Source organism: Lelliottia sp. 489 (assembly GCF_050435885.1).
GTDB lineage: Bacteria > Pseudomonadota > Gammaproteobacteria > Enterobacterales > Enterobacteriaceae > Enterobacter > Enterobacter nimipressuralis.
In genome coordinates, this window is sequence record NZ_JBNDLC010000005.1 from 21790 (window position 1) to 43101 (window position 21312).

Annotated in this window: 18 protein-coding genes; 12 read left to right on the forward strand and 6 right to left on the reverse strand. The window is 54.5% G+C overall.

Features of this window, described 5'->3' with window-relative positions:
• The first annotated feature begins 6 nt into the window (after positions 1-6).
• Genes atpA through ABIE11_RS16050 form a run of 4 tightly spaced genes read left to right on the forward strand, consistent with a single transcriptional unit; the run spans position 7 to position 4311 of the window.
• The gene (gene atpA / locus ABIE11_RS16035) at positions 7-1548 is read left to right on the forward strand and encodes a F0F1 ATP synthase subunit alpha (protein ID WP_100778298.1); all 1542 of its coding nucleotides are present in this window, start codon (positions 7-9) and stop codon (positions 1546-1548) included.
• Between the two features lie 50 nt (positions 1549-1598).
• On the forward strand, positions 1599-2462 hold the full coding sequence (gene atpG, locus ABIE11_RS16040; RefSeq protein WP_100778297.1) for a F0F1 ATP synthase subunit gamma: 864 nt from the start codon (positions 1599-1601) through the stop codon (positions 2460-2462).
• A 26-nt stretch (positions 2463-2488) separates the two neighbouring features.
• Positions 2489-3871 (forward strand): F0F1 ATP synthase subunit beta, encoded by a 1383-nt coding sequence (gene atpD, locus ABIE11_RS16045; RefSeq protein WP_100778296.1) that lies wholly within the window; start codon positions 2489-2491, stop codon positions 3869-3871.
• Positions 3872-3891: 20 nt separating this feature from the next.
• A complete protein-coding gene (locus ABIE11_RS16050) occupies positions 3892-4311 on the forward strand; it encodes a F0F1 ATP synthase subunit epsilon (RefSeq protein ID WP_100778295.1) in 420 nt (139 codons plus the stop codon).
• A 302-nt stretch (positions 4312-4613) separates the two neighbouring features.
• Here the strand turns inward: ABIE11_RS16050 and ABIE11_RS16055 are convergent, their stop codons facing one another.
• Positions 4614-6710: a right-handed parallel beta-helix repeat-containing protein gene (locus ABIE11_RS16055; protein WP_429184870.1), complete on the reverse strand. Its 2097-nt coding sequence runs from the start codon at positions 6708-6710 to the stop codon at positions 4614-4616.
• A gap of 344 nt (positions 6711-7054) precedes the next feature.
• On the opposite strand from ABIE11_RS16055, the gene glmU reads away from it, so the two are divergent.
• From glmU to phoU, 7 genes are all read left to right on the forward strand, one after another.
• On the forward strand, positions 7055-8425 hold the full coding sequence (gene glmU, locus ABIE11_RS16060; RefSeq protein ID WP_107702581.1) for a bifunctional UDP-N-acetylglucosamine diphosphorylase/glucosamine-1-phosphate N-acetyltransferase GlmU: 1371 nt from the start codon (positions 7055-7057) through the stop codon (positions 8423-8425).
• A 288-nt stretch (positions 8426-8713) separates the two neighbouring features.
• Positions 8714-10543 carry a glutamine--fructose-6-phosphate transaminase (isomerizing) gene (gene glmS, locus ABIE11_RS16065; RefSeq protein WP_100778292.1) on the forward strand — a complete coding sequence of 610 codons (1830 nt, stop codon included), beginning with the start codon at positions 8714-8716 and terminating at the stop codon, positions 10541-10543.
• Between the two features lie 320 nt (positions 10544-10863).
• Positions 10864-11904, forward strand: a complete 1041-nt coding sequence (gene pstS / locus ABIE11_RS16070) for a phosphate ABC transporter substrate-binding protein PstS (RefSeq protein WP_102105125.1) — start codon at positions 10864-10866, stop codon at positions 11902-11904.
• Positions 11905-11980: 76 nt separating this feature from the next.
• Positions 11981-12940, forward strand: coding sequence for a phosphate ABC transporter permease PstC (gene pstC / locus ABIE11_RS16075; protein WP_100778290.1), 960 nt, complete (start codon positions 11981-11983; stop codon positions 12938-12940).
• Positions 12940-13830 carry a phosphate ABC transporter permease PstA gene (pstA, locus tag ABIE11_RS16080; protein WP_100778289.1) on the forward strand — a complete coding sequence of 297 codons (891 nt, stop codon included), beginning with the start codon at positions 12940-12942 and terminating at the stop codon, positions 13828-13830. Before pstC ends, pstA begins: the two co-directional genes overlap by 1 nt.
• A gap of 46 nt (positions 13831-13876) precedes the next feature.
• Positions 13877-14650: a phosphate ABC transporter ATP-binding protein PstB gene (gene pstB, locus ABIE11_RS16085; RefSeq protein ID WP_100778288.1), complete on the forward strand. Its 774-nt coding sequence runs from the start codon at positions 13877-13879 to the stop codon at positions 14648-14650.
• A gap of 26 nt (positions 14651-14676) precedes the next feature.
• Positions 14677-15402: a phosphate signaling complex protein PhoU gene (phoU, locus tag ABIE11_RS16090; protein ID WP_095284109.1), complete on the forward strand. Its 726-nt coding sequence runs from the start codon at positions 14677-14679 to the stop codon at positions 15400-15402.
• Positions 15403-15498: 96 nt separating this feature from the next.
• Here phoU and yieH read toward each other — a convergent pair whose 3' ends face one another.
• Complete coding sequence (gene yieH, locus ABIE11_RS16095) at positions 15499-16164, reverse strand: 6-phosphogluconate phosphatase (protein ID WP_123429750.1); 666 nt, start codon at positions 16162-16164, stop codon at positions 15499-15501.
• Between the two features lie 166 nt (positions 16165-16330).
• On the opposite strand from yieH, the gene adeP reads away from it, so the two are divergent.
• Positions 16331-17668 carry an adenine permease AdeP gene (gene adeP / locus ABIE11_RS16100; RefSeq protein ID WP_142503673.1) on the forward strand — a complete coding sequence of 446 codons (1338 nt, stop codon included), beginning with the start codon at positions 16331-16333 and terminating at the stop codon, positions 17666-17668.
• Between the two features lie 38 nt (positions 17669-17706).
• On the opposite strand, the gene ABIE11_RS16105 is transcribed toward adeP, so the two are convergent.
• The 4 genes from ABIE11_RS16105 to ABIE11_RS16120 all read right to left on the reverse strand — a co-directional run bounded on the left by ABIE11_RS16105 (position 17707) and on the right by ABIE11_RS16120 (position 21306).
• A complete protein-coding gene (locus ABIE11_RS16105; RefSeq protein ID WP_102105123.1) occupies positions 17707-18273 on the reverse strand; it encodes an NADPH-dependent FMN reductase in 567 nt (188 codons plus the stop codon).
• 37 nt (positions 18274-18310) lie between these two features.
• Positions 18311-19057 (reverse strand): 4'-phosphopantetheinyl transferase family protein, encoded by a 747-nt coding sequence (locus ABIE11_RS16110; protein WP_100778285.1) that lies wholly within the window; start codon positions 19055-19057, stop codon positions 18311-18313.
• Positions 19058-19178: 121 nt separating this feature from the next.
• The gene (gene yidZ, locus ABIE11_RS16115) at positions 19179-20162 is read right to left on the reverse strand and encodes an HTH-type transcriptional regulator YidZ (RefSeq protein ID WP_319424280.1); all 984 of its coding nucleotides are present in this window, start codon (positions 20160-20162) and stop codon (positions 19179-19181) included.
• Positions 20131-21306: an MFS transporter gene (locus ABIE11_RS16120; RefSeq protein ID WP_102105122.1), complete on the reverse strand. Its 1176-nt coding sequence runs from the start codon at positions 21304-21306 to the stop codon at positions 20131-20133. Before ABIE11_RS16120 ends, yidZ begins: the two co-directional genes overlap by 32 nt.
• Between the last annotated feature and the right edge of the window lie 6 nt (positions 21307-21312).

The window sequence follows — 21312 nt, forward strand, 5'->3', positions numbered from 1 at the left end:
TGGAGCATGCAACTGAATTCCACCGAAATCAGCGAACTGATCAAGCAGCGCATTGCTCAGTTCAGTGTTGTGAGTGAAGCTCACAACGAAGGTACTATTGTTTCTGTAAGTGACGGTGTTATCCGCATCCACGGCCTTGCCGATTGTATGCAGGGTGAGATGATTTCCCTGCCGGGTAACCGTTACGCTATCGCACTGAACCTGGAGCGCGACTCCGTAGGTGCTGTAGTTATGGGCCCGTACGCTGACCTTGCCGAAGGCATGAAAGTCAAATGTACTGGTCGTATTCTTGAAGTTCCAGTTGGCCGTGGCCTGCTGGGTCGCGTGGTGAACACCCTGGGTGCACCAATCGACGGTAAAGGTCCTGTTGATAACGATGGCTTCTCGCCAATCGAAGTTATCGCACCGGGCGTTATCGAACGTCAGTCCGTTGATCAGCCAGTGCAGACGGGTTACAAATCCGTTGATGCCATGATCCCAATCGGTCGTGGTCAGCGTGAACTGATCATCGGTGACCGTCAGACCGGTAAAACCGCGATGGCAATCGATGCGATCATCAACCAGCGCGATTCCGGCATCAAATGTGTGTACGTGGCTATCGGCCAGAAAGCGTCCACCATTTCTAACGTTGTTCGTAAACTGGAAGAGCACGGCGCGCTGTCAAACACCATTGTTGTGGTTGCAACCGCTTCTGAATCTGCTGCACTGCAATACCTGGCGCCATATGCCGGTTGCGCAATGGGCGAATACTTCCGTGACCGCGGTGAAGATGCGCTGATCGTATACGATGACCTGTCTAAACAGGCTGTTGCTTACCGTCAGGTTTCCCTGCTGCTCCGTCGTCCACCAGGACGTGAAGCATTCCCGGGCGACGTATTTTACCTCCACTCCCGTCTGCTGGAGCGCGCATCCCGCGTTAACGCGGAATACGTTGAGAAATTCACCAATGGTGAAGTTAAAGGTAAAACCGGCTCCCTGACTGCTCTGCCGATTATCGAAACCCAGGCGGGTGACGTTTCTGCGTTCGTTCCGACCAACGTAATTTCCATTACCGATGGTCAGATCTTCCTCGAAACCAACCTGTTCAACTCCGGTATTCGTCCTGCGGTTAACCCAGGGATCTCCGTATCCCGTGTGGGTGGTGCTGCTCAGACCAAGATCATCAAGAAACTGTCCGGTGGTATTCGTACCGCTCTGGCACAGTATCGTGAACTGGCTGCGTTCTCTCAGTTCGCTTCCGATCTGGATGAAGCGACCCGTAAGCAGTTAAGCCATGGTCAGAAAGTGACCGAGCTGCTGAAACAGAAACAGTATGCCCCTATGTCTGTTGCACAACAGGGCCTGGTGCTGTTCGCGGCTGAACGCGGTTACCTCGAAGATGTGGAACTGGCGAAAATCGGTAGCTTCGAAGCCGCACTGCTGGCTTACGTTGACCGTGATCACGCTCCGCTGATGCAAGAGATCAACCAGTCCGGTGGCTATAACGACGAAATCGAAGGCAAGCTGAAAGCTATCCTCGATTCCTTCAAAGCAACCCAGTCCTGGTAACGTCCGGCGGCTTGTCTTAGGACAGGCCGCAAGGCATTGAGGAGAAGCTCATGGCCGGCGCAAAAGAGATACGTAGTAAGATCGCAAGCGTCCAGAACACGCAGAAGATCACTAAAGCGATGGAAATGGTCGCCGCTTCCAAAATGCGTAAATCGCAGGATCGCATGGCGGCCAGCCGTCCTTATGCAGATACCATGCGCAAAGTGATTGGTCACCTTGCGAACGGTAATCTGGAATATAAGCATCCTTACCTGGAAGAACGCGACGTTAAACGCGTGGGCTACCTGGTGGTGTCTACCGACCGTGGTCTGTGCGGTGGCTTGAACATTAACCTGTTCAAAAAGCTGCTAGCGGATATGAAAGTCTGGTCTGATAAAGGCGTTCAGAGCGATATCGCGATGATCGGCTCTAAGGGCGTTTCTTTCTTTAATTCAGTGGGTGGCAATATTGTCGCTCAGGTGACCGGCATGGGTGATAACCCGTCCCTGTCCGAACTGATCGGCCCGGTTAAAGTGATGTTGCAGGCCTATGATGAAGGCCGTCTGGACAGGCTGTACGTTGTCAGCAACAAATTTATTAATACCATGTCTCAGGTTCCGACACTCACTCAGCTGCTGCCATTGCCGGCATCAGAAGATGAAGAGTTAAAACATAAAGCCTGGGATTATCTGTATGAACCTGATCCGAAACCGCTGCTGGATACCCTGCTGCGTCGTTACGTTGAATCTCAGGTTTATCAGGGCGTGGTAGAAAACCTGGCCAGCGAGCAGGCCGCACGTATGGTGGCGATGAAAGCCGCGACCGACAATGGCGGCAGCCTGATTAAAGAGCTGCAGTTGGTATACAACAAAGCTCGTCAGGCCAGCATTACTCAGGAACTCACCGAAATCGTCGGTGGTGCATCCGCGGTATAACCAGGTTAATTCGTAGAGGATTCAAGATGGCTACTGGAAAAATTGTCCAGGTAATCGGCGCCGTGGTTGACGTCGAATTCCCTCAGGATGCCGTACCGCGCGTGTACGATGCTCTTGAGGTTATGAATGGTAATGAGAGCCTGGTGCTGGAAGTTCAGCAGCAGCTCGGTGGTGGTATCGTGCGTACCATCGCCATGGGTTCTTCCGACGGTCTGCGTCGTGGTCTGGAAGTAAAAGACCTCGAGCACCCGATCGAAGTCCCGGTTGGTAAAGCAACGCTGGGTCGTATCATGAACGTGCTGGGTCAGCCGATCGATATGAAAGGCGACATCGGTGAAGAAGACCGTTGGGCAATCCACCGTGCAGCACCTTCCTACGAAGAGCTGTCAAGCTCTCAGGAACTGCTGGAAACCGGCATCAAAGTTATCGACCTGATGTGTCCGTTTGCTAAGGGCGGTAAAGTCGGTCTGTTCGGTGGTGCGGGTGTAGGTAAAACCGTAAACATGATGGAGCTGATCCGTAACATCGCGATCGAGCACTCCGGTTACTCCGTGTTTGCAGGCGTGGGTGAGCGTACTCGTGAGGGTAACGACTTCTACCACGAAATGACCGATTCCAACGTTCTGGATAAAGTATCCCTGGTTTACGGCCAGATGAACGAGCCACCAGGAAACCGTCTGCGTGTGGCACTGACCGGCCTGACTATGGCTGAGAAGTTCCGTGACGAAGGTCGTGACGTACTGCTGTTCGTCGATAACATCTACCGTTACACCCTGGCCGGTACTGAAGTATCTGCACTGCTGGGTCGTATGCCTTCAGCGGTAGGTTATCAGCCGACTCTGGCGGAAGAGATGGGCGTTCTGCAGGAACGTATCACTTCAACCAAAACCGGTTCTATCACCTCCGTACAGGCGGTATACGTACCTGCGGATGACTTGACTGACCCATCACCAGCCACCACCTTTGCTCACTTAGATGCAACCGTGGTACTGAGCCGTCAGATCGCGTCTCTGGGTATCTACCCAGCCGTTGACCCGCTGGACTCCACCAGCCGTCAGCTGGATCCACTGGTTGTTGGTCAGGAACACTACGACACCGCGCGTGGCGTACAGTCCCTGCTGCAGCGTTACCAGGAACTGAAAGACATCATCGCCATCCTGGGTATGGATGAGCTGTCTGAAGAAGACAAACTGGTGGTAGCTCGCGCGCGTAAGATTCAGCGCTTCCTGTCCCAGCCGTTCTTCGTTGCGGAAGTATTCACCGGTTCCCCGGGTAAATACGTTTCCCTGAAAGACACCATCCGTGGCTTTAAAGGCATCATGGAAGGCGAATACGATCACCTGCCAGAGCAGGCGTTCTACATGGTTGGTTCCATCGACGAAGCCGTGGAAAAAGCCAAAAAACTTTAACGCCTTAATCGGAGGGTGATATGGCAATGACTTACCACCTGGACGTCGTCAGCGCAGAGCAACAGCTGTTCTCTGGTCTGGTCGAAAAAATCCAGGTAACGGGTAGTGAAGGTGAACTGGGTATTTTCCCAGGGCACGCACCGCTGCTCACCGCCATTAAGCCTGGTATGATCCGCATCGTGAAACAGTTCGGTCACGAAGAGTTTATCTATCTGTCCGGCGGCATGATTGAAGTGCAGCCTGGCAGTGTGACCGTTCTTGCTGATACCGCTATTCGTGGCCAGGATCTCGACGAAGCGCGAGCTCTGGAAGCGAAGCGTAAAGCGGAAGAGCACATTAAGAGCTCTCACGGCGACGTGGATTACGCACAGGCCTCAGCTGAGCTGGCCAAAGCGATCGCGAAACTGCGCGTTATCGAGTTGACCAAAAAAGCGATGTAACACCGGCTTGAAAAGCACAAAAGCCAGTCTGGTTTCAGACTGGCTTTTTTTATGGCTGCGTTTCAGATTTTATGGAACTGAAAAGGTGTTTTAATTTTTTGTGATTTTCATCACAAAAATATTGATCGGTTAAATGTTGAGGAGTAGACTTCTTTTTGTGATGTGTGTCACATAATTAACGCCAACAACATTGGGATACCAACATGAAACTGATCAATAAAGTCATCGCTCTTTTCAGCAATATGAACGTCTCTTTCGGTACGTTCAATCTGTAATCTGCTGTATGCCGAGTGGCGCCACGCTTACCGTTGTGTGATAAGCGAAGCGCCATCTGGCAGCACTTCCCCGCTGTTATTCACGCTTTTCCCGTCCGCGATAAAATAATTCGTCTCATCAATATTGCCGACCACGGCATCGTCATAGCGGCCCGGTTTTGTCCGCACGGATTTGTTCCTGCTGAAAATACCCTGCGTTGAGGCATCTCCATACGGACTCGGACGGAAGATAAAGTTAAATCGCTGATTGTCCACCGCCACATTGTTCGTCACCACCAGTTTCCCGGGATTGAAGTTGTCGGTAAACCCGTCCAGCTGATTCCCTTCCGCCTTGCTGTTACGCACTTCATGCGCCACCGGCTGCCCCTCTCCCCCCAGTTTAAAGCCGTTGCTGGTGTTATTGCGGGCGATAGAGTTCTCGATCACCACAACCCCATTTGCGCCGTCTTCTATCTTATTAAACAGGTCAAAGCCATCGTCGATATTGTCGTGGGAATAGCAGTTCTCCAGACGATTACCCTCACCCACGCGCATCTTCACCGCAAACCCATCAGCATTGATTTTGCCGGGATCAACGTTGGCGTAAGACTCAGAGTTGATCACCCGGTTATCGCTTGCCCACAGCGGTCGGCCCACGTTATCCGGGGACGATATCTGAATGCCCGTATCGTCGTTACGGTATGCAGTCACATTTTCAATCAGGTTATGGCTGCCCTGGATGCGCAGACTTTTGTCCGTAATATCGACGCCTTTAATGTTCCAGTAGCTGGCGTCCACCAGCAGACCATGGATCACGGCTTTGCCTTCTGCCTGCAACGTTTTACGCTGTTCGGCATGACCGCTGGCGGCCAGTGGGATATCGCTGCGCGGATACTCTCCGGCTTTCAGGATAAGAGTACCGCCCGGTGCGAGCAGGTTAATTGCACTCGCCAAATCCAGCGGCGAGGCGATCGTTCCCTTTCCGTTGGCCGTGCCGTCAGGTGCGGCGTAGAGTGTCGTTGCCGTAAATCCATCGACCTTTTCGACAGTGAACTGCTGATGGACCGTATCACCCTGCGCAGGCGTAAAGCTCAGGTTAAAGGCATTGGTCTCTGTCAGCGTGGTCGGCAGGGAGTACATCTCGCCGGCTTTAACCGCTTTATCATTACCGATCACCACTTCGTTCTGACGCACGCTGAACACGCCGTCGCTATTCGCCCGGGCCTGGACCCGATACTTCTCAGATGTGCTTTTCGCTGCGGAATTCAGCTGCACCACCACCGGCAGCGCTTTTGCCTGCCAGGGTTTTGAGGTGACCGTTTCTGCTGCTGAAGTCGTGAGAGAGGCATCTGACACCGTTATTTTTGCATTACGTGAGGCGAAGAAGCCGACGTAATAATGGTCCCTTTTCTGCACTGAAATAAGGTCCGCGCGTGGCACGCTTTGGCTCACCCAGACATCGCTGCCGACGGGCGACCAGGCTGTAATAAATCCGTCGTTGGTTCGTTGCAGTTTCAGACGGAATTCCGGCGTCTGGCTCAGGTCGATCTCCTCTTTGTAGCTTTGCTTTTTGATTCCTGCACCCGCATTGCCCCAGGGTTGAGAAATCCCCTCGCGGGTGATCGCCTGCATTTTTACCCGCACATTGTCCTTTTTATCCTGCGTCATGATGGCGTTCATCACCAGGTTGGAGGCGGCAGGAAACTCTTCATAGCCCTCCTTGAGCGGCTGCTGGCGCGGCACACCGATCACATCACGCACCAGCAGGCCAGCCCCCTCCTGCGCGGCGGGTTTTGCGCCATTCTCCGGCCCAAACTGCTCAACCCGAACGGTAGCCTGCAGCTCGAAATTGTCGCTGGTGGGCAGTTCGGTATAGAAAAAAGTTAATCCATCGTGAGAGTTGGCGATCTTACCGCCCCGGCTTTCAAGGGTGACGGGTTTCGTGAGATCCGCAGTGTCCTGCGGCGTAAGTTTTTTGCCATCAATGGTGACATCGTTGACGCCGATTTTTTCCGGCAGGACGTTCGAGGAAAAATTCAGATCCGTAGACTGCCCAAAGGCAATGGCTTTCCAGACGTGCTGCTCAGCAGCCGAGACAGCAAAGGAGCTACACATCATTAGGGCCAGAGGTATTTTATAATTCATTTTATTCTCCTGATTGATAATTGAGCGCCATTATCATCAAGATGAAACAGTGTTTCTTTTTTAGATGTCACAATATTGAATAATTAAAACGCTGTTTTGCTTTAGATCGATCTTTATTCTTGAGGCGAAAAAATAGCTAACCTGTTGTGAACGCTTACGACTTGCCGCAAGAAAGCTATTTTCCAGAGAAAAAGTGATTTACTCTGGCCTTAAATCTATCCTCAAATAGCGATAAGCAGCCGATGTTGAGCGTTTTACCAGCAGTCCATTTTATGGCGCAAAATATGTAGAATTTTCAACGTCAAAGGGTTTTACTTCTCACTCAAATTACAGTCAGGACGCGTATGTTGAACAATACGATGAGCGTGGTCATCCTTGCCGCAGGCAAAGGTACCCGCATGTATTCCGATCTTCCTAAGGTGCTTCACACCCTGGCAGGAAAGCCAATGGTGCAGCATGTCATTGATGCCGCAAGCGAATTAGGCGCCAGCAAAGTGCATCTGGTGTACGGCCACGGCGGCGATCTGCTTAAGCAAACGCTGCGCGATGACAAACTCAATTGGGTACTTCAGGCAGAACAGCTTGGAACGGGCCATGCGATGCAGCAGGCCGCGCCGTTCTTTGCCGATGACGAAGACATTCTGATGCTCTACGGTGATGTCCCGCTGATCGCGGTGGAAACCCTGACTCGCCTGCGTGAAGCCAAACCGCAGGGCGGCATCGGTTTACTGACCGTTAAACTGGACGACCCGACAGGCTATGGTCGTATCACGCGTGAAAACGGCAAAGTGACCGGTATCGTTGAGCACAAAGATGCCTCTGACGAACAGCGTCAGATTCAGGAAATCAATACCGGAATCCTGATCGCCAACGGCGCAGACATGAAGCGCTGGCTGGCTAAACTGAACAACAACAATGCCCAGGGTGAATACTACATCACCGATATCATTGCCCTGGCGCACCAGGAAGGTAACGAGATCGTGGCGGTTCATCCCGATCGCCTGAGCGAAGTTGAGGGCGTGAACAACCGTCTGCAGCTCTCCCGTCTTGAGCGCGTTTACCAGGCTGAGCAGGCTGAAAAGCTGCTGCTGGCAGGTGTCATGCTGCGCGATCCGGCGCGTTTTGATCTGCGCGGGGCGTTGATTCACGGGCGTGATGTGGAAATCGACACTAACGTTATTATTGAAGGTCAGGTCACGCTGGGGAATCGCGTCAAAATCGGTACCGGCTGCGTGATCAAAAATAGCGTGATTGGCGATGACTGCGAAATCAGCCCGTATAGCGTGGTGGAAGATGCGCATCTGGAAGCGGCTTGCACTATCGGCCCGTTCGCGCGTCTGCGTCCTGGCGCTGAGCTGCTGGAAGGCGCTCACGTCGGTAACTTCGTCGAGATGAAAAAAGCGCGCTTGGGTAAAGGCTCCAAAGCCGGTCATCTGACCTATCTGGGCGACGCGGAAATTGGCGATAACGTCAATATCGGTGCGGGTACCATCACCTGTAACTACGATGGCGCGAACAAGTTTAAAACCATTATCGGTAACGATGTGTTTGTCGGCTCCGATACGCAGCTGGTGGCTCCGGTCACCGTCGGTAACGGTGTGACCATCGCCGCCGGAACGACCGTGACGCGCGATGTGGCGGACAATGAGCTGGTGCTCAGCCGCGTACCGCAGGTTCACAAGCAAGGCTGGCAGCGTCCGGTGAAGAAAAAGTAAAACCAGGGCGGGTGGCACTTCGCTTACTCGCCCGACGAATTTGTCTGTCGGCATTGCCGGTGGACAGGGGATGAGGGGATAACATAATCCCCCGCCCAAAGGCAGTACCTATAAATATAACCCCACTCTCTACAAGGCTCGGGGCGCCCTAACGGGCATTACTCAAAGGATTTTGCGTTGTGACCCGGCGGAAAACATGCCCGCCAATACAGTCACAGCGTAAAAGACGAAGAGTAATACAGGTCAGCGACAACGCATGGCAAATCGCCATTATCAGGAAATCTAACTATGTGTGGAATTGTTGGCGCAGTTGCGCAGCGTGATATTGCTGAAATCCTTCTCGAAGGTTTACGCCGTCTGGAATACCGTGGCTATGACTCTGCCGGTCTGGCAGTGGTTGATGCAGAAGGTCACATGACCCGCCTGCGCCGTCTCGGTAAAGTGCAAATGCTGGCGCAAGCCGCGGAAGAAACGCCGCTGCACGGCGGAACAGGCATCGCGCACACCCGCTGGGCAACGCACGGTGAACCGTCTGAAGGTAACGCCCACCCGCATGTGTCTGAACACATTGTGGTGGTGCATAACGGCATTATCGAAAACCACGAACCGCTGCGCGAAGAGTTGAAAGCGCGTGGCTACACTTTTGTCTCTGAAACTGACACCGAAGTTATCGCTCATCTGGTTCACTGGGAGCTGGAACAGGGCGGTACGCTGCGTGAAGCAGTGCTGCGCGCCATTCCTCAGCTGCGCGGTGCGTACGGTACAGTGATTATGGATTCCCGTGATCCGAGCACCCTGCTGGCGGCACGTTCCGGTAGCCCGATGGTGATCGGCATGGGGATGGGCGAAAACTTCATTGCTTCCGATCAGCTGGCGCTGCTGCCGGTGACCCGTCGCTTTATCTTCCTGGAAGAGGGCGATATCGCGGAAGTGACCCGTCGCAGTGTGACGGTCTTTGATAAATCCGGCGCACAGGTGAAGCGTCAGGAGATTGAATCCAACCTGCAGTACGACGCGGGCGACAAAGGCGCGTATCGTCACTACATGCAGAAAGAGATCTACGAGCAGCCGAACGCGATCAAGAACACCCTGACCGGGCGTATCAGCCACGGCGAGGTGGATCTCAGCGAGCTGGGCGCTAACGCCAACGAAATGCTGGCCAACGTCGAGCATATTCAGATTGTGGCCTGCGGCACCTCTTACAACTCGGGGATGGTGTCGCGCTACTGGTTTGAAGCGCTGGCGGGCGTACCGTGCGATGTTGAAATCGCCTCGGAATTCCGCTACCGCAAATCAGCGGTGCGCCGTAACAGCCTGATGATCACCCTTTCCCAGTCCGGTGAAACGGCGGATACCCTGGCAGCACTGCGTCTGTCGAAAGAGCTGGGTTATCTCGGTTCGCTGGCGATCTGTAACGTGCCGGGTTCTTCTCTGGTACGTGAATCGGATCTGGCGCTGATGACCAAAGCCGGCACCGAAATCGGCGTGGCATCGACCAAAGCGTTCACCACCCAGCTGACCGTGCTGTTGATGCTGGTGGCGAAACTGGCGCGTCTGAAAGGCCAGGATGCGTCTATCGAGCACGATATCGTTCACGGGCTGCAGACGCTGCCGAGCCGTATCGAGCAGATGCTGTCCCAGGACAAACGCATCGAAGCGCTGGCGGAAGATTTCTCTGACAAACACCACGCGCTATTCCTCGGTCGTGGCGATCAGTACCCTATCGCGCTGGAAGGCGCGCTGAAGCTGAAAGAGATCTCTTACATTCATGCGGAAGCCTACGCCGCAGGCGAGCTGAAACACGGCCCGCTGGCGCTGATTGACGCAGACATGCCGGTCATCGTCGTTGCACCTAACAACGAACTGCTGGAAAAACTGAAATCGAACATCGAAGAAGTGCGTGCCCGTGGCGGCCAGCTTTACGTCTTCGCCGATCAGGATGCCGGGTTCGTCAGCAACGACAACATGCACATCATTGAGATGCCGCATGTGGAAGAGGTCATTGCCCCGATCTTCTACACCGTTCCGCTGCAGCTGCTGGCGTATCACGTCGCGCTGATCAAAGGCACCGACGTTGACCAGCCGCGTAACCTGGCGAAGTCCGTCACCGTAGAATAATCCCTTCAGGCTCCACCTTCGGGTGGAGCTTTTTTATCCCTTCCCGGTTCGTTTTTCATCCATTCTTATTTTTTTATTTATGACAATCTGTCATCTTCAGCTACATATTACTGTGTCACAGAAAGAAAATTTTTCTGAAATCCCACTGTCACATAAGTAGCTAACGCGATGATTATTAAGTCTAATTTTGTGAAATTTTAAGTCAAACTTTCAGTGTCATAAAACTGTCATAATTCGTACATTTATCTGTCACCTGTTTGTCCTATTTTGCTCATCGTAGCCACTCAAACAATGATTTACGAAATCTTGCAGGAGACATTATGAAAGTTATGCGTACCACTGTCGCAACTGTTGTCGCCGCGACCTTATCTCTGAGCGCTTTCTCTGTATTCGCAGAAGCAAGCCTGACTGGCGCTGGTGCAACATTCCCTGCGCCGGTGTATGCCAAATGGGCTGATACTTACCAGAAAGAAACCGGCAACAAGGTTAACTATCAGGGTATCGGCTCCTCCGGTGGCGTTAAACAAATTACGGCGAATACCGTTGATTTCGGCGCATCAGACGCTCCGCTGTCTGATGACAAACTGGCTCAGGAAGGTCTGTTCCAGTTCCCGACCGTGATCGGTGGTGTTGTGCTGGCCGTGAATATCCCTGGCCTGAAATCTGGCGAACTGGTGCTGGATGGCAAAACGCTAGGCGATATCTATCTCGGCAAAATCAAAAAATGGGATGACGAAGCCATCACCAAACTGAACCCAGGTGTAAAACTGCCATCGCAGAACATCGCTGTGGTTCGTCGCGCTGACGGTTCCGGCACCTCCTTCGTCTTCACCAGCTACCTGGCGAAAGTGAACGAAGAGTGGAAATCCAAAGTCGGTTCTGGCTCTACCGTGAACTGGCCGACGGGTCTGGGCGGCAAAGGTAACGACGGTATCGCCGCGTTCGTACAGCGTCTGCCTGGCTCAATCGGCTACGTAGAGTACGCTTATGCTAAGCAGAATAACCTGGCTTACACCAAGCTCATCTCTGCCGACGGCAAACCGGTTAGCCCGACTGAAGAGAACTTTGCGAACGCTGCCAAAGGCGCAGACTGGAGCAAATCCTTCGCGCAGGACCTGACTAACCAGAAAGGTGATGAGGCGTGGCCAATTACCTCTACCACTTTCATCCTGATCCACAAAGATCAGAAGAAACCTGAGCAGGGCGCCGAAGTGCTGAAGTTCTTCGACTGGGCGTACAAAAACGGCGGCAAACAGGCTAATGACCTGGATTACGCCAGCCTGCCAGACAGCGTGGTTGAGCAGATTCGTGCTGCATGGAAAACCAACGTAAAAGATAGCAGCGGTAAAGCATTGTACTGATTCAGCATTCTGACGAAAATGGCGGGTGATTTCACCCGCCCTTATTCGTAAAACGTATTTAACAGAAGAGTGATTTATGGCTGCAACCAAGCCTGCTTTTAGCCCTCCGGGGAAACATGGTGACAAGATTTTCAGCGCGCTGGTCCGACTGGCTGCGCTGATTGTGCTATTGCTGCTGGGCGGCATTATCGTGTCCCTGATTTTCTCCTCCTGGCCGAGCATCCAGAAATTCGGTTTCTCCTTCCTGTGGACCAAAGAGTGGGACGCGCCAAACGATATCTACGGTGCGCTGGTGCCGATTTACGGCACACTCGTGACCTCGTTTATCGCCCTGCTGATTGCCGTTCCGGTGAGCTTCGGTATCGCCCTGTTCCTGACGGAGCTGGCGCCTGGCTGGCTGCGACGTCCGCTGGGTATCGCGATTGAACTGCTGGCGGCGATCCCGAGTATCGTTTACGGCATGTGGGGCCTGTTCATCTTTGCGCCGCTGTTCGCGACCTACTTCCAGGAGCCGGTGGGGAATATCCTCTCCAACATTCCATTTGTGGGCGCGCTGTTCTCAGGTCCGGCTTTCGGGATTGGTATTCTGGCGGCAGGCGTAATTCTCGCCATCATGATTATTCCGTACATTGCGGCGGTCATGCGCGATGTCTTCGAACAAACCCCGGTGATGATGAAAGAGTCGGCCTACGGGATCGGTTGCACCACCTGGGAAGTGATCTGGCGTATCGTCCTGCCGTTCACCAAAAATGGTGTTATTGGCGGCATCATGCTGGGCCTCGGGCGCGCGCTGGGGGAAACCATGGCCGTGACCTTTATCATCGGTAACACCTACCAGCTCGATAGCGTTTCGCTCTACATGCCGGGCAACAGCATCACCTCTGCGCTGGCGAATGAGTTCGCCGAAGCGGAATCTGGGCTGCACGTGGCCGCACTGATGGAGCTGGGCCTGATTCTCTTTGTTATCACCTTTATTGTTCTGGCGATCTCCAAGCTGATGATCATGCGCCTCGCAAAAAGTGAGGGGGCACGCTAATGACGACTCTCGAAATGCAATCCACCGCTGAACTGGCTGAATCTCGCCGCAAAATGCAGGCGCGCCGCCGCATGAAGAACCGTCTGGCGCTGACGCTGTCGATGGCAACGATGGCGTTTGGCCTGTTCTGGCTGGTGTGGATCCTGTTTTCTACCATTACGCGCGGCATCGACGGGATGTCGATTGCCCTGTTCACCGAAATGACGCCGCCGCCGAATACGGCGGGCGGTGGCCTGGCGAACGCCCTGGCGGGCAGCGGGTTGCTGATCCTGTGGGCTACCGCAGTCGGTACGCCGCTCGGCATCATGGCGGGGATTTATCTGGCGGAATATGGCCGTAAATCCTGGGTCGCGGAAGTGATTCGTTTCATTAACGACATCCTGCTCTCTGCGCCGTCTATCGTTGTCGGTCTGTTCGTTTACACCATTGTGGTTGCGCAGATGGAGCACTTCTCCGGCTGGGCGGGCGTGATTGCGCTGGCGCTGCTGCAGGTGCCTATCGTTATTCGTACCACCGAGAACATGCTGAAACTGGTGCCGGACAGCCTGCGCGAAGCGGCTTACGCACTCGGCACACCGAAATGGAAAATGATTTCGGCGATCACGCTGAAAGCGTCGGTCTCGGGGATCATGACCGGTATCCTGCTGGCAATTGCGCGTATTGCGGGTGAAACCGCGCCGCTGCTGTTCACCGCGCTCTCCAACCAGTTCTGGAGCACGGACATGATGCAGCCCATCGCCAACCTGCCGGTCACCATCTTTAAATTTGCGATGAGCCCGTTCGCGGAGTGGCAGCAACTGGCCTGGGCCGGCGTGCTGATTATTACCCTTTGCGTACTGTTGCTGAACATTCTGGCGCGCGTCATCTTCGCGAAGCAGAAACACGGTTAATTTTGACGGCGCGGCATCACGCGGCGCCGAATGAGGAAATGAGTCAATGAGTATGGTTGATACTGCACCGGGTAAGATCAAGGTTCGTGATTTGAACTTCTACTACGGTAAATTCCATGCCCTGAAAAACATCAACCTGGATATCGCCAAGAACCAGGTCACGGCATTTATCGGTCCATCAGGTTGTGGCAAATCCACGCTGCTGCGCACCTTTAACAAGATGTTTGAGCTGTATCCGGAGCAGCGCGCGGAAGGCGAAATTCTGCTGGATGGCGACAACATTCTGACCAATACCCAGGATATCGCCCTGCTGCGTGCCAAAGTGGGGATGGTGTTCCAGAAACCGACGCCGTTCCCGATGTCGATCTACGACAACATCGCGTTTGGCGTGCGTTTGTTCGAAAAACTCTCCCGTGCCGATATGGACGAGCGCGTGCAGTGGGCCTTGACCAAAGCCGCATTATGGAACGAAACCAAAGATAAACTGCACCAGAGCGGATACTCTCTCTCCGGTGGTCAGCAGCAGCGTCTGTGCATTGCGCGCGGTATTGCCATTCGCCCGGAAGTGTTGCTGCTGGATGAGCCGTGCTCAGCCCTGGACCCGATCTCCACCGGTCGTATTGAAGAGCTGATCACCGAGCTGAAACAGGATTACACCGTGGTGATTGTGACCCACAACATGCAGCAGGCTGCGCGTTGTTCCGACCATACGGCGTTTATGTATCTGGGCGAGTTGATTGAGTTCAGTAACACGGACGATCTGTTCACCAAGCCCGCGAAGAAACAAACCGAAGATTATATTACTGGCCGCTACGGTTGATTTGCCTTAGTGCATGTGGAGAAACCATGGATAACCTCAATCTAAATAAACACATTTCCGGCCAGTTCAACGCAGAGCTGGAAAGTATCCGCACCCAGGTGATGACGATGGGCGGTATGGTCGAGCAGCAACTGTCTGATGCGATCACCGCCATGCACAACCAGGACAGCGAGCTGGCAAAGCGCGTTGTTGAAGGCGACAAAAACGTCAACATGATGGAAGTGGCGATCGACGAAGCCTGCGTTCGTATCATCGCGAAACGTCAGCCGACGGCGAGCGACCTGCGTCTGGTGATGGCGATCATCAAAACCATCGCCGAGCTGGAACGCATTGGCGACGTGGCGGACAAAATCTGCCGCACCGCGCTTGAAAAGTTCTCCCACCAGCACCAGCCGCTGCTGGTGAGCCTGGAATCGTTGGGCCGTCATACGGTGCAGATGCTGCATGACGTGCTGGATGCGTTCGCGCGTATGGATCTCGATGAAGCGGTGCGTATCTACCGTGAAGACAAGAAGGTCGATCAGGAGTATGAAGGCATCGTGCGTCAGCTGATGACCTACATGATGGAAGATCCGCGCACCATTCCGAGCGTCCTGACCGCCCTGTTCTGCGCACGTTCTATCGAGCGTATCGGCGACCGCTGCCAGAACATTTGTGAATACATCTTCTACTTCGTGAAGGGACAGGATTTCCGTCACGTGGGCGGGGATGAGCTGGACAAGCTGCTGGCGGGGAAAGACCCGAAAGAGTGATCCGCAGTAAAAAGCCCGGTGGCGCGACGCTTACCGGGCCTGCAAAACAACGGATTTGTAGGCCGGATAAGCGCGAGCGCTGTCCGGCTTTTTTCATTAACGCGTAATATCCCACCCACGCGCTTTCCACAATTCCGGCAACTGCGCCAGATCGGTAAAGGTCGTCACTTTTGGGTGGCTGATCGGTTTGTTATGCGGATCGGCACAGAAGTAAAACACCTCCATCCCTGCATCAATCCCGGACTGCGCGCCTGCGCTGGAATCATCCACCAGAATGCAATTTTCAACGTTCACGTTCATCGCTTTCGCGGCGTGGAACATCAGGGCCGGATCGGGCTTCCAGCGCTGAATATCGTAGCCGCTGAACAGTTTTTCCGGGAAGTGATGCAACATTTCAAGCTTGCCGAGGGAGTGCTGCATTTTGCTGACCGGGCCGTTGGACACCACGCACATCGGCACAGCCATCGAATCCAGCAGGGCGTTTGCCCCGGCGATGACCTCCAGTTCGGAGTCGAAAAGGCGTGCGACCTCGGCGCGGTAAACGGGTTCTAAGTCGGCCTTCGCCAGACTGACGCCGTGCTCAGCGTTGATAATGTCGATGATCTCGTAGAGTTTGACGCCTTTGAAGCGCTTGAACGTCTCTTCAAGATCGAGCGTAATGCCGAATTCCTGGAACATGCTGACATACGCACGGGAACAAATGACCTCACTGTCGACCAGCGTACCGTCGCAGTCGAAAAATACCGCTTCAATTCCGGACATGCCTTTCCCTTTTAACAAGTTTAACGTTTACGTAATGCAATTTGCGGGACGCAATCGTTGCCGTATAAGCAAAATCAATGAAAAAAAGTCGCTCGCAAACGCGCCTATTGTCGCATTTTGGTATAGGATAGCGACGGATTTTTCCCTCCTTGTTCGGAAACTGATGATGAGCCAACAACACACTACCCAGACATCTGGTCAGGGTCTGCTTGAGCGCGTGTTTAAACTGCGCGAGCACGGCACAACGGCACGCACTGAAGTGATCGCCGGTTTTACCACCTTCCTGACGATGGTTTATATCGTTTTTGTTAACCCGCAGATTCTGGGCGTGGCTGGCATGGACACCAGCGCGGTCTTCGTGACCACCTGTCTGATCGCTGCACTCGGCAGCATCCTGATGGGCGTGTTCGCTAACCTTCCGGTTGCACTGGCACCGGCAATGGGTCTGAACGCTTTCTTCGCATTCGTGGTTGTGCAGGCGATGGGACTGCCGTGGCAAGTGGGTATGGGCGCCATCTTCTGGGGCGCGGTAGGTTTGCTGCTGCTGACCATTTTCCGCGTACGTTACTGGATGATTGCCAATATCCCGGTGAGTCTGCGTGTCGGCATCACCAGTGGTATCGGACTGTTCATCGGCATGATGGGGCTGAAAAACGCGGGTGTGATCGTTGCTAACCCGGAAACCCTGGTGAGCATCGGTAACCTGACCTCACACAGCGTGCTGTTGGGCGTGCTGGGCTTCTTCATCATCGCGATTCTGGCATCCCGTAATATTCACGCCGCGGTGCTGGTCTCTATTATCGTGACCACCCTGTTCGGCTGGATGCTGGGTGACGTGCATTACAACGGCATCGTTTCTGCACCGCCAAGTGTGACAACGGTGATTGGCCACGTCGATCTGGCAGGTTCGTTTAATCTGGGCCTGGCGGGTGTGATTTTCTCCTTCATGCTGGTGAACCTGTTCGACTCCTCCGGTACCCTTATCGGTGTGACCGATAAAGCGGGTCTGGCGGATGAGAAAGGCAAATTCCCGCGCATGAAACAGGCGCTGTATGTGGATAGCATTTCGTCTGTTGCCGGTTCTTTCATCGGGACCTCTTCTGTTACGGCGTACATCGAGTCCTCATCCGGCGTCTCCGTCGGTGGCCGTACCGGTCTGACCGCCGTCGTCGTGGGCCTGCTGTTCCTGCTGGTGATCTTCCTCTCTCCGCTGGCGGGGATGGTTCCACCGTACGCGGCTGCTGGCGCACTGATTTACGTTGGCGTGCTGATGACGTCGAGCCTGTCGCGCGTGAAGTGGGAAGATTTAACCGAAGCGGTTCCGGCGTTTATTACCGCCGTGATGATGCCGTTTAGCTTCTCCATCACCGAAGGTATCGCTCTGGGCTTCATCTCCTACTGCGTGATGAAAATCGGTACCGGTCGTTTCCGCGAACTCAGCCCATGCGTGATCGTGGTGGCGCTGCTGTTTGTGCTGAAGATTGTGTTTATTGACGCGAAATAAACAAAAAGCCCTTTCCCGCCGGGAAAGGGCTGATTCCCTTACGCTTTCACCCGCTGAATATACTCCCCAAACGCGGTCAACTGACCGGTCAGATGATCCAGCGTGCTCTGATCCACCACTTCGCCCGTCTGCGTATCCACTTTGTTCTGAATCACGCCGCCCATAAACTCCGGCTTGTTCATCACCATCGCATCCAGGAACACCAGAATCTGACGCAGATGATACTGGCAGCGTGCGCCGCCAATCGCGCCCATGGAACTGGTCTGGATCAGCACCGGCTTGCCGGAAAGCGGCTGCTCAGGTAAACGGGAAAGCCAGTCGATTGCATTCTTCAACCCGCCCGGCACCGAATAGTTGTACTCCGGCGTCACAATGACCACGCCATCGGCCTGGCGAATTTGCTCGGCCAGCGCTTCAACGCTTTGCGGGAACCCTTCTTCCTGCTGAACATCGGCGTCATACAGAGGAATATCGCCGATCGATGGCAGCGCGGAGACCTCCATTCCTGCCGGTGCCAGCTTAGGCAACGTGCGGGCAACCATCCCGTTAAATGAACCTTTGCGCAGGCTTCCCAGTAACGTAACAACTTTCAACGTATCAGACATGATTACTCCTTTTTCATCATGATGGCCCATCAGCGGGTCAGTTAAGGGTAAGTGCTTTTTCTGCCGGTAAACTGGTTAATCTCATCAGGCGCGCGGCGGGTTCGTTGGCGCGCGCGGGAACATCAGGAAGGCTATGCCATCCGTGTCGGCTGTCAAATTCCCAGATCTTCAGGCGCTCAATCGCAGGCGTGACAGCAATCGACCAGATCAGCACGTCTTCGGCGTCGCTGAGGGCTTCCACGCGCGCCGCTTTGGTTGCGCGCAGGCGTCCTGAACCGGGGAGCAGCTGGAGAAGGCTGGCGTCGTCTGCCGCACAGCCGGAGAGCTTTTGAATACTCTGACGCAAGGTGATGAGCTGCGCTTTGGCTTCATTGGGGTCGTTTTGATTACGCACCCACAGCTTTTCATTGCTCGATAAAGGATAGGCGTCGTGCGCGTGAGGGCCGTGGAAACCGCGAGTCGCGCGCTGGAGTTCCATATCCAGTCCGCAATCGCCTTCCGTTGTAAGGGCCACGCCAACAATATTTCCCGTGTAGGCGATGGAAAAACGCGGTAGCGCCGGATCAGCAAAAACAGGGCGGCCTTCAGGCTGGGTGATCATCTCCGGCAGTTCGCTGGTGCCGTAGAGCATAAACAGCAGCTCGGACAGTAACGCCCTGGAGGCCAAAAAGCGCGAGCGTCGGTGATCCGGAAGCTTGCGCGCCTCGTTGTGGCAGGAAGAGGAGAGTCTGACAGACACCAGTCGTCCTTCGGTCAGGATCCCTCTTGCAAAATGCGTTGCCATTTTTCGCTCCATGATAATGGTCAGAGACAGGTTAAACGGTTACATGATTATCGCTTAACTGAGCCTCTCTTTTAATGGGTAAATCCACTAATGAGAAGCGCGGGGACCGAACTTTACATTTTTAGAGGGAAAAATCGGATCTCTGGCGCAGAGAATCGCAGTACAACGCTTTGATCGTCTCTTTCAGCCAGATGATTTTCGGGTTGTGACTGTTGCGCTTATGCCAGATCAGGGTGAAAGGCACGTTGAGCTTTTCGGCCAGCGCCTCGTCGATGGGAATGGGGCGACTCACCAGCTTACGCTGGTGGAGCTGATTGTAGTGATGGCAGTAGTGCGGCGCGGTGGCGATATAGTTGTGGTCGGGTTGCGCCGCCATAAACATCGACTGCTCAAAGCCCGGCAGGCTCAGGGCGATGTTGCGCTCGCGGCCCATCTCTTTCAGCACTTCGTCCAGCGCCCAGGTGTCGCTACGCTCCCAGAAGATGCTGATGTGGGGGTAGCGTAAAAAGGTGTCGAGATTCCACTCTTCCTGCAGCGCCGGATGGTCTTCGCGCAGATAGACGCACGGGCGGTCGCTGAAGAGGATTTCGTGGTCGATAAACCACGGGAGCAGCTTTAACAGTTCGCGCGAGCGTGGATGCGTTTCGCGCCCGGTAAAGCCAATATCCACCTCGCCGCGCGTGATGGCATCCAGCGAGTCGTAATCCCAGTGCCGCATCCGCACGGTGGCCTGAGGATAACGCTGATTCACTTGCTCTAACAGAGCGTTAAAGCGAATCAGCATCAGCGGCGTTTCCGCCGCCAGCTCGAATTTCAGCCCGCAGGGGGAATCGTGGTGGGGTTTATCCAGGATCTGATTGCCAATCTGCATCCAGTCCGTCAGATCTTGCTCAAGACTCACCGTTAGCGGCGTGGGCAGCAGGCCCAGCGGCGTTTTCACAAACAGCGGATCGTCAAACCAGTCGCGCAGTTTCGCCAGCGATTTACTGACCGCAGACGGCGTGACGTTCATCCGTTTTGCTGCTTTCGTGACACTGCGTTCCTGCAGCAACAGCTGCAGGCACAGCAGGAGGTTAAGATCGAGACTGCTGATGGGCTTCTTCATAGTGCGCTGCGGGCCGTATCGCCATGATTAACAGAATGCAGACCATGCTACAGCCAATCAGAATCCCGATCAGCATATTCAGCGCATTAAGACCTATCACCGCCGCCAGCCAAATCCACAGGGACGAACCGCACACCTGAGCGATACCGAGCGCAGAGCTGGCGACACCGGCGCGCAGGGAGAACGGCCCCAGCGCCTGGCTCATCGCGACGCCAAACCCTACCGAGAAACCGGCGCAGATCAGGGTTATCCCCGCCAGCATAATGGCGTGGGAACTTGCGGTCGCCAGCACCACGCCGGCTATCAGGAACAGGATCTGCGAGGTCAGCATCAGGCTGCGCTGGCTGAAGACGTTAAGGGCGAACGGTGTCGAGAACGAAACCGCCATGCTGACCATTGCCGTTAAGGCCATAACCGAGGAGTATTCCCCGCGATCAAAGCCCATGGTTTCCATCAGTAAAACTGGGGAAACGTTTACATAGGTGAGGATAACCACGACGCTTAAGGTTGTGATCAGCAGACGGCTGATGAAAAAGCGGTTCAGGAGCTTTTCGGCCGGGTGAATCGTCGCGGCATTCCCCGCGTGATGCGAGCCAGGATGCGTCTCTTTCAGCACGGTGATAGAAAGGATGAAGACCAGCAGGCCCATCACCGCCATCGTCCAGAACAGGCTCTGCCACGGCAGTTTGAGCATAATCAGATAACCGATCACCGGTGCCAGCACCGGAATAATGCAGGTGATACCGTTAAGCATCGAGAGCACCTTCGCGCGGCGCTGCGCGCTCAGGGTATCGCGCAAAATGGCAAACGCGACCACATAACAGCCGCCCGCCCCAATGCCCTGAATGAAGCGCCCGGTCAGGAACAGCGTGCTGTCCTGCGCCATTGAGCAGAGTACCGAAGCCAGGGCGAAAATCACCGCACCGGTAATCGCCACCGGCTGGCGCCCGGCTTTGTCGGCAATCTTACCGGCAAACACCATCGACGACGCCATCCCTGCGAGATAGGCGGAAAACGCGATGTGCAGTTGCGCTTCACTGGCCCCCAGATCCCGCGCGATGTGCGGCAGACCGACCAGATACATATCAATGCCCGATGGATAAAGCAGAACCAGTGCAAAACTACAAAACAGAAAACGCGCCATAAACCC

Excerpts from the sequence above, each read along its gene's own strand:
- phoU (WP_095284109.1), top strand. The coding sequence starts at position 14,677 with ATGGATAACCTCAATCTAAATAAACACATTTCCGGCCAGTTCAACGCA.
- pstA (WP_100778289.1), top strand. The coding sequence starts at position 12,940 with ATGACGACTCTCGAAATGCAATCCACCGCTGAACTGGCTGAATCTCGC.
- atpA (WP_100778298.1), top strand. The coding sequence starts at position 7 with ATGCAACTGAATTCCACCGAAATCAGCGAACTGATCAAGCAGCGCATT.
- ABIE11_RS16110 (WP_100778285.1), bottom strand. The coding sequence starts at position 19,057 with ATGGCAACGCATTTTGCAAGAGGGATCCTGACCGAAGGACGACTGGTG.
- atpG (WP_100778297.1), top strand. The coding sequence starts at position 1,599 with ATGGCCGGCGCAAAAGAGATACGTAGTAAGATCGCAAGCGTCCAGAAC.
- glmU (WP_107702581.1), top strand. The coding sequence starts at position 7,055 with ATGTTGAACAATACGATGAGCGTGGTCATCCTTGCCGCAGGCAAAGGT.
- ABIE11_RS16050 (WP_100778295.1), top strand. The coding sequence starts at position 3,892 with ATGGCAATGACTTACCACCTGGACGTCGTCAGCGCAGAGCAACAGCTG.
- pstB (WP_100778288.1), top strand. The coding sequence starts at position 13,877 with ATGAGTATGGTTGATACTGCACCGGGTAAGATCAAGGTTCGTGATTTG.
- atpD (WP_100778296.1), top strand. The coding sequence starts at position 2,489 with ATGGCTACTGGAAAAATTGTCCAGGTAATCGGCGCCGTGGTTGACGTC.
- yieH (WP_123429750.1), bottom strand. The coding sequence starts at position 16,164 with ATGTCCGGAATTGAAGCGGTATTTTTCGACTGCGACGGTACGCTGGTC.
- yidZ (WP_319424280.1), bottom strand. The coding sequence starts at position 20,162 with ATGAAGAAGCCCATCAGCAGTCTCGATCTTAACCTCCTGCTGTGCCTG.
- pstS (WP_102105125.1), top strand. The coding sequence starts at position 10,864 with ATGAAAGTTATGCGTACCACTGTCGCAACTGTTGTCGCCGCGACCTTA.
- ABIE11_RS16120 (WP_102105122.1), bottom strand. The coding sequence starts at position 21,306 with ATGGCGCGTTTTCTGTTTTGTAGTTTTGCACTGGTTCTGCTTTATCCA.
- ABIE11_RS16105 (WP_102105123.1), bottom strand. The coding sequence starts at position 18,273 with ATGTCTGATACGTTGAAAGTTGTTACGTTACTGGGAAGCCTGCGCAAA.
- ABIE11_RS16055 (WP_429184870.1), bottom strand. The coding sequence starts at position 6,710 with ATGAATTATAAAATACCTCTGGCCCTAATGATGTGTAGCTCCTTTGCT.
- glmS (WP_100778292.1), top strand. The coding sequence starts at position 8,714 with ATGTGTGGAATTGTTGGCGCAGTTGCGCAGCGTGATATTGCTGAAATC.
- pstC (WP_100778290.1), top strand. The coding sequence starts at position 11,981 with ATGGCTGCAACCAAGCCTGCTTTTAGCCCTCCGGGGAAACATGGTGAC.
- adeP (WP_142503673.1), top strand. The coding sequence starts at position 16,331 with ATGAGCCAACAACACACTACCCAGACATCTGGTCAGGGTCTGCTTGAG.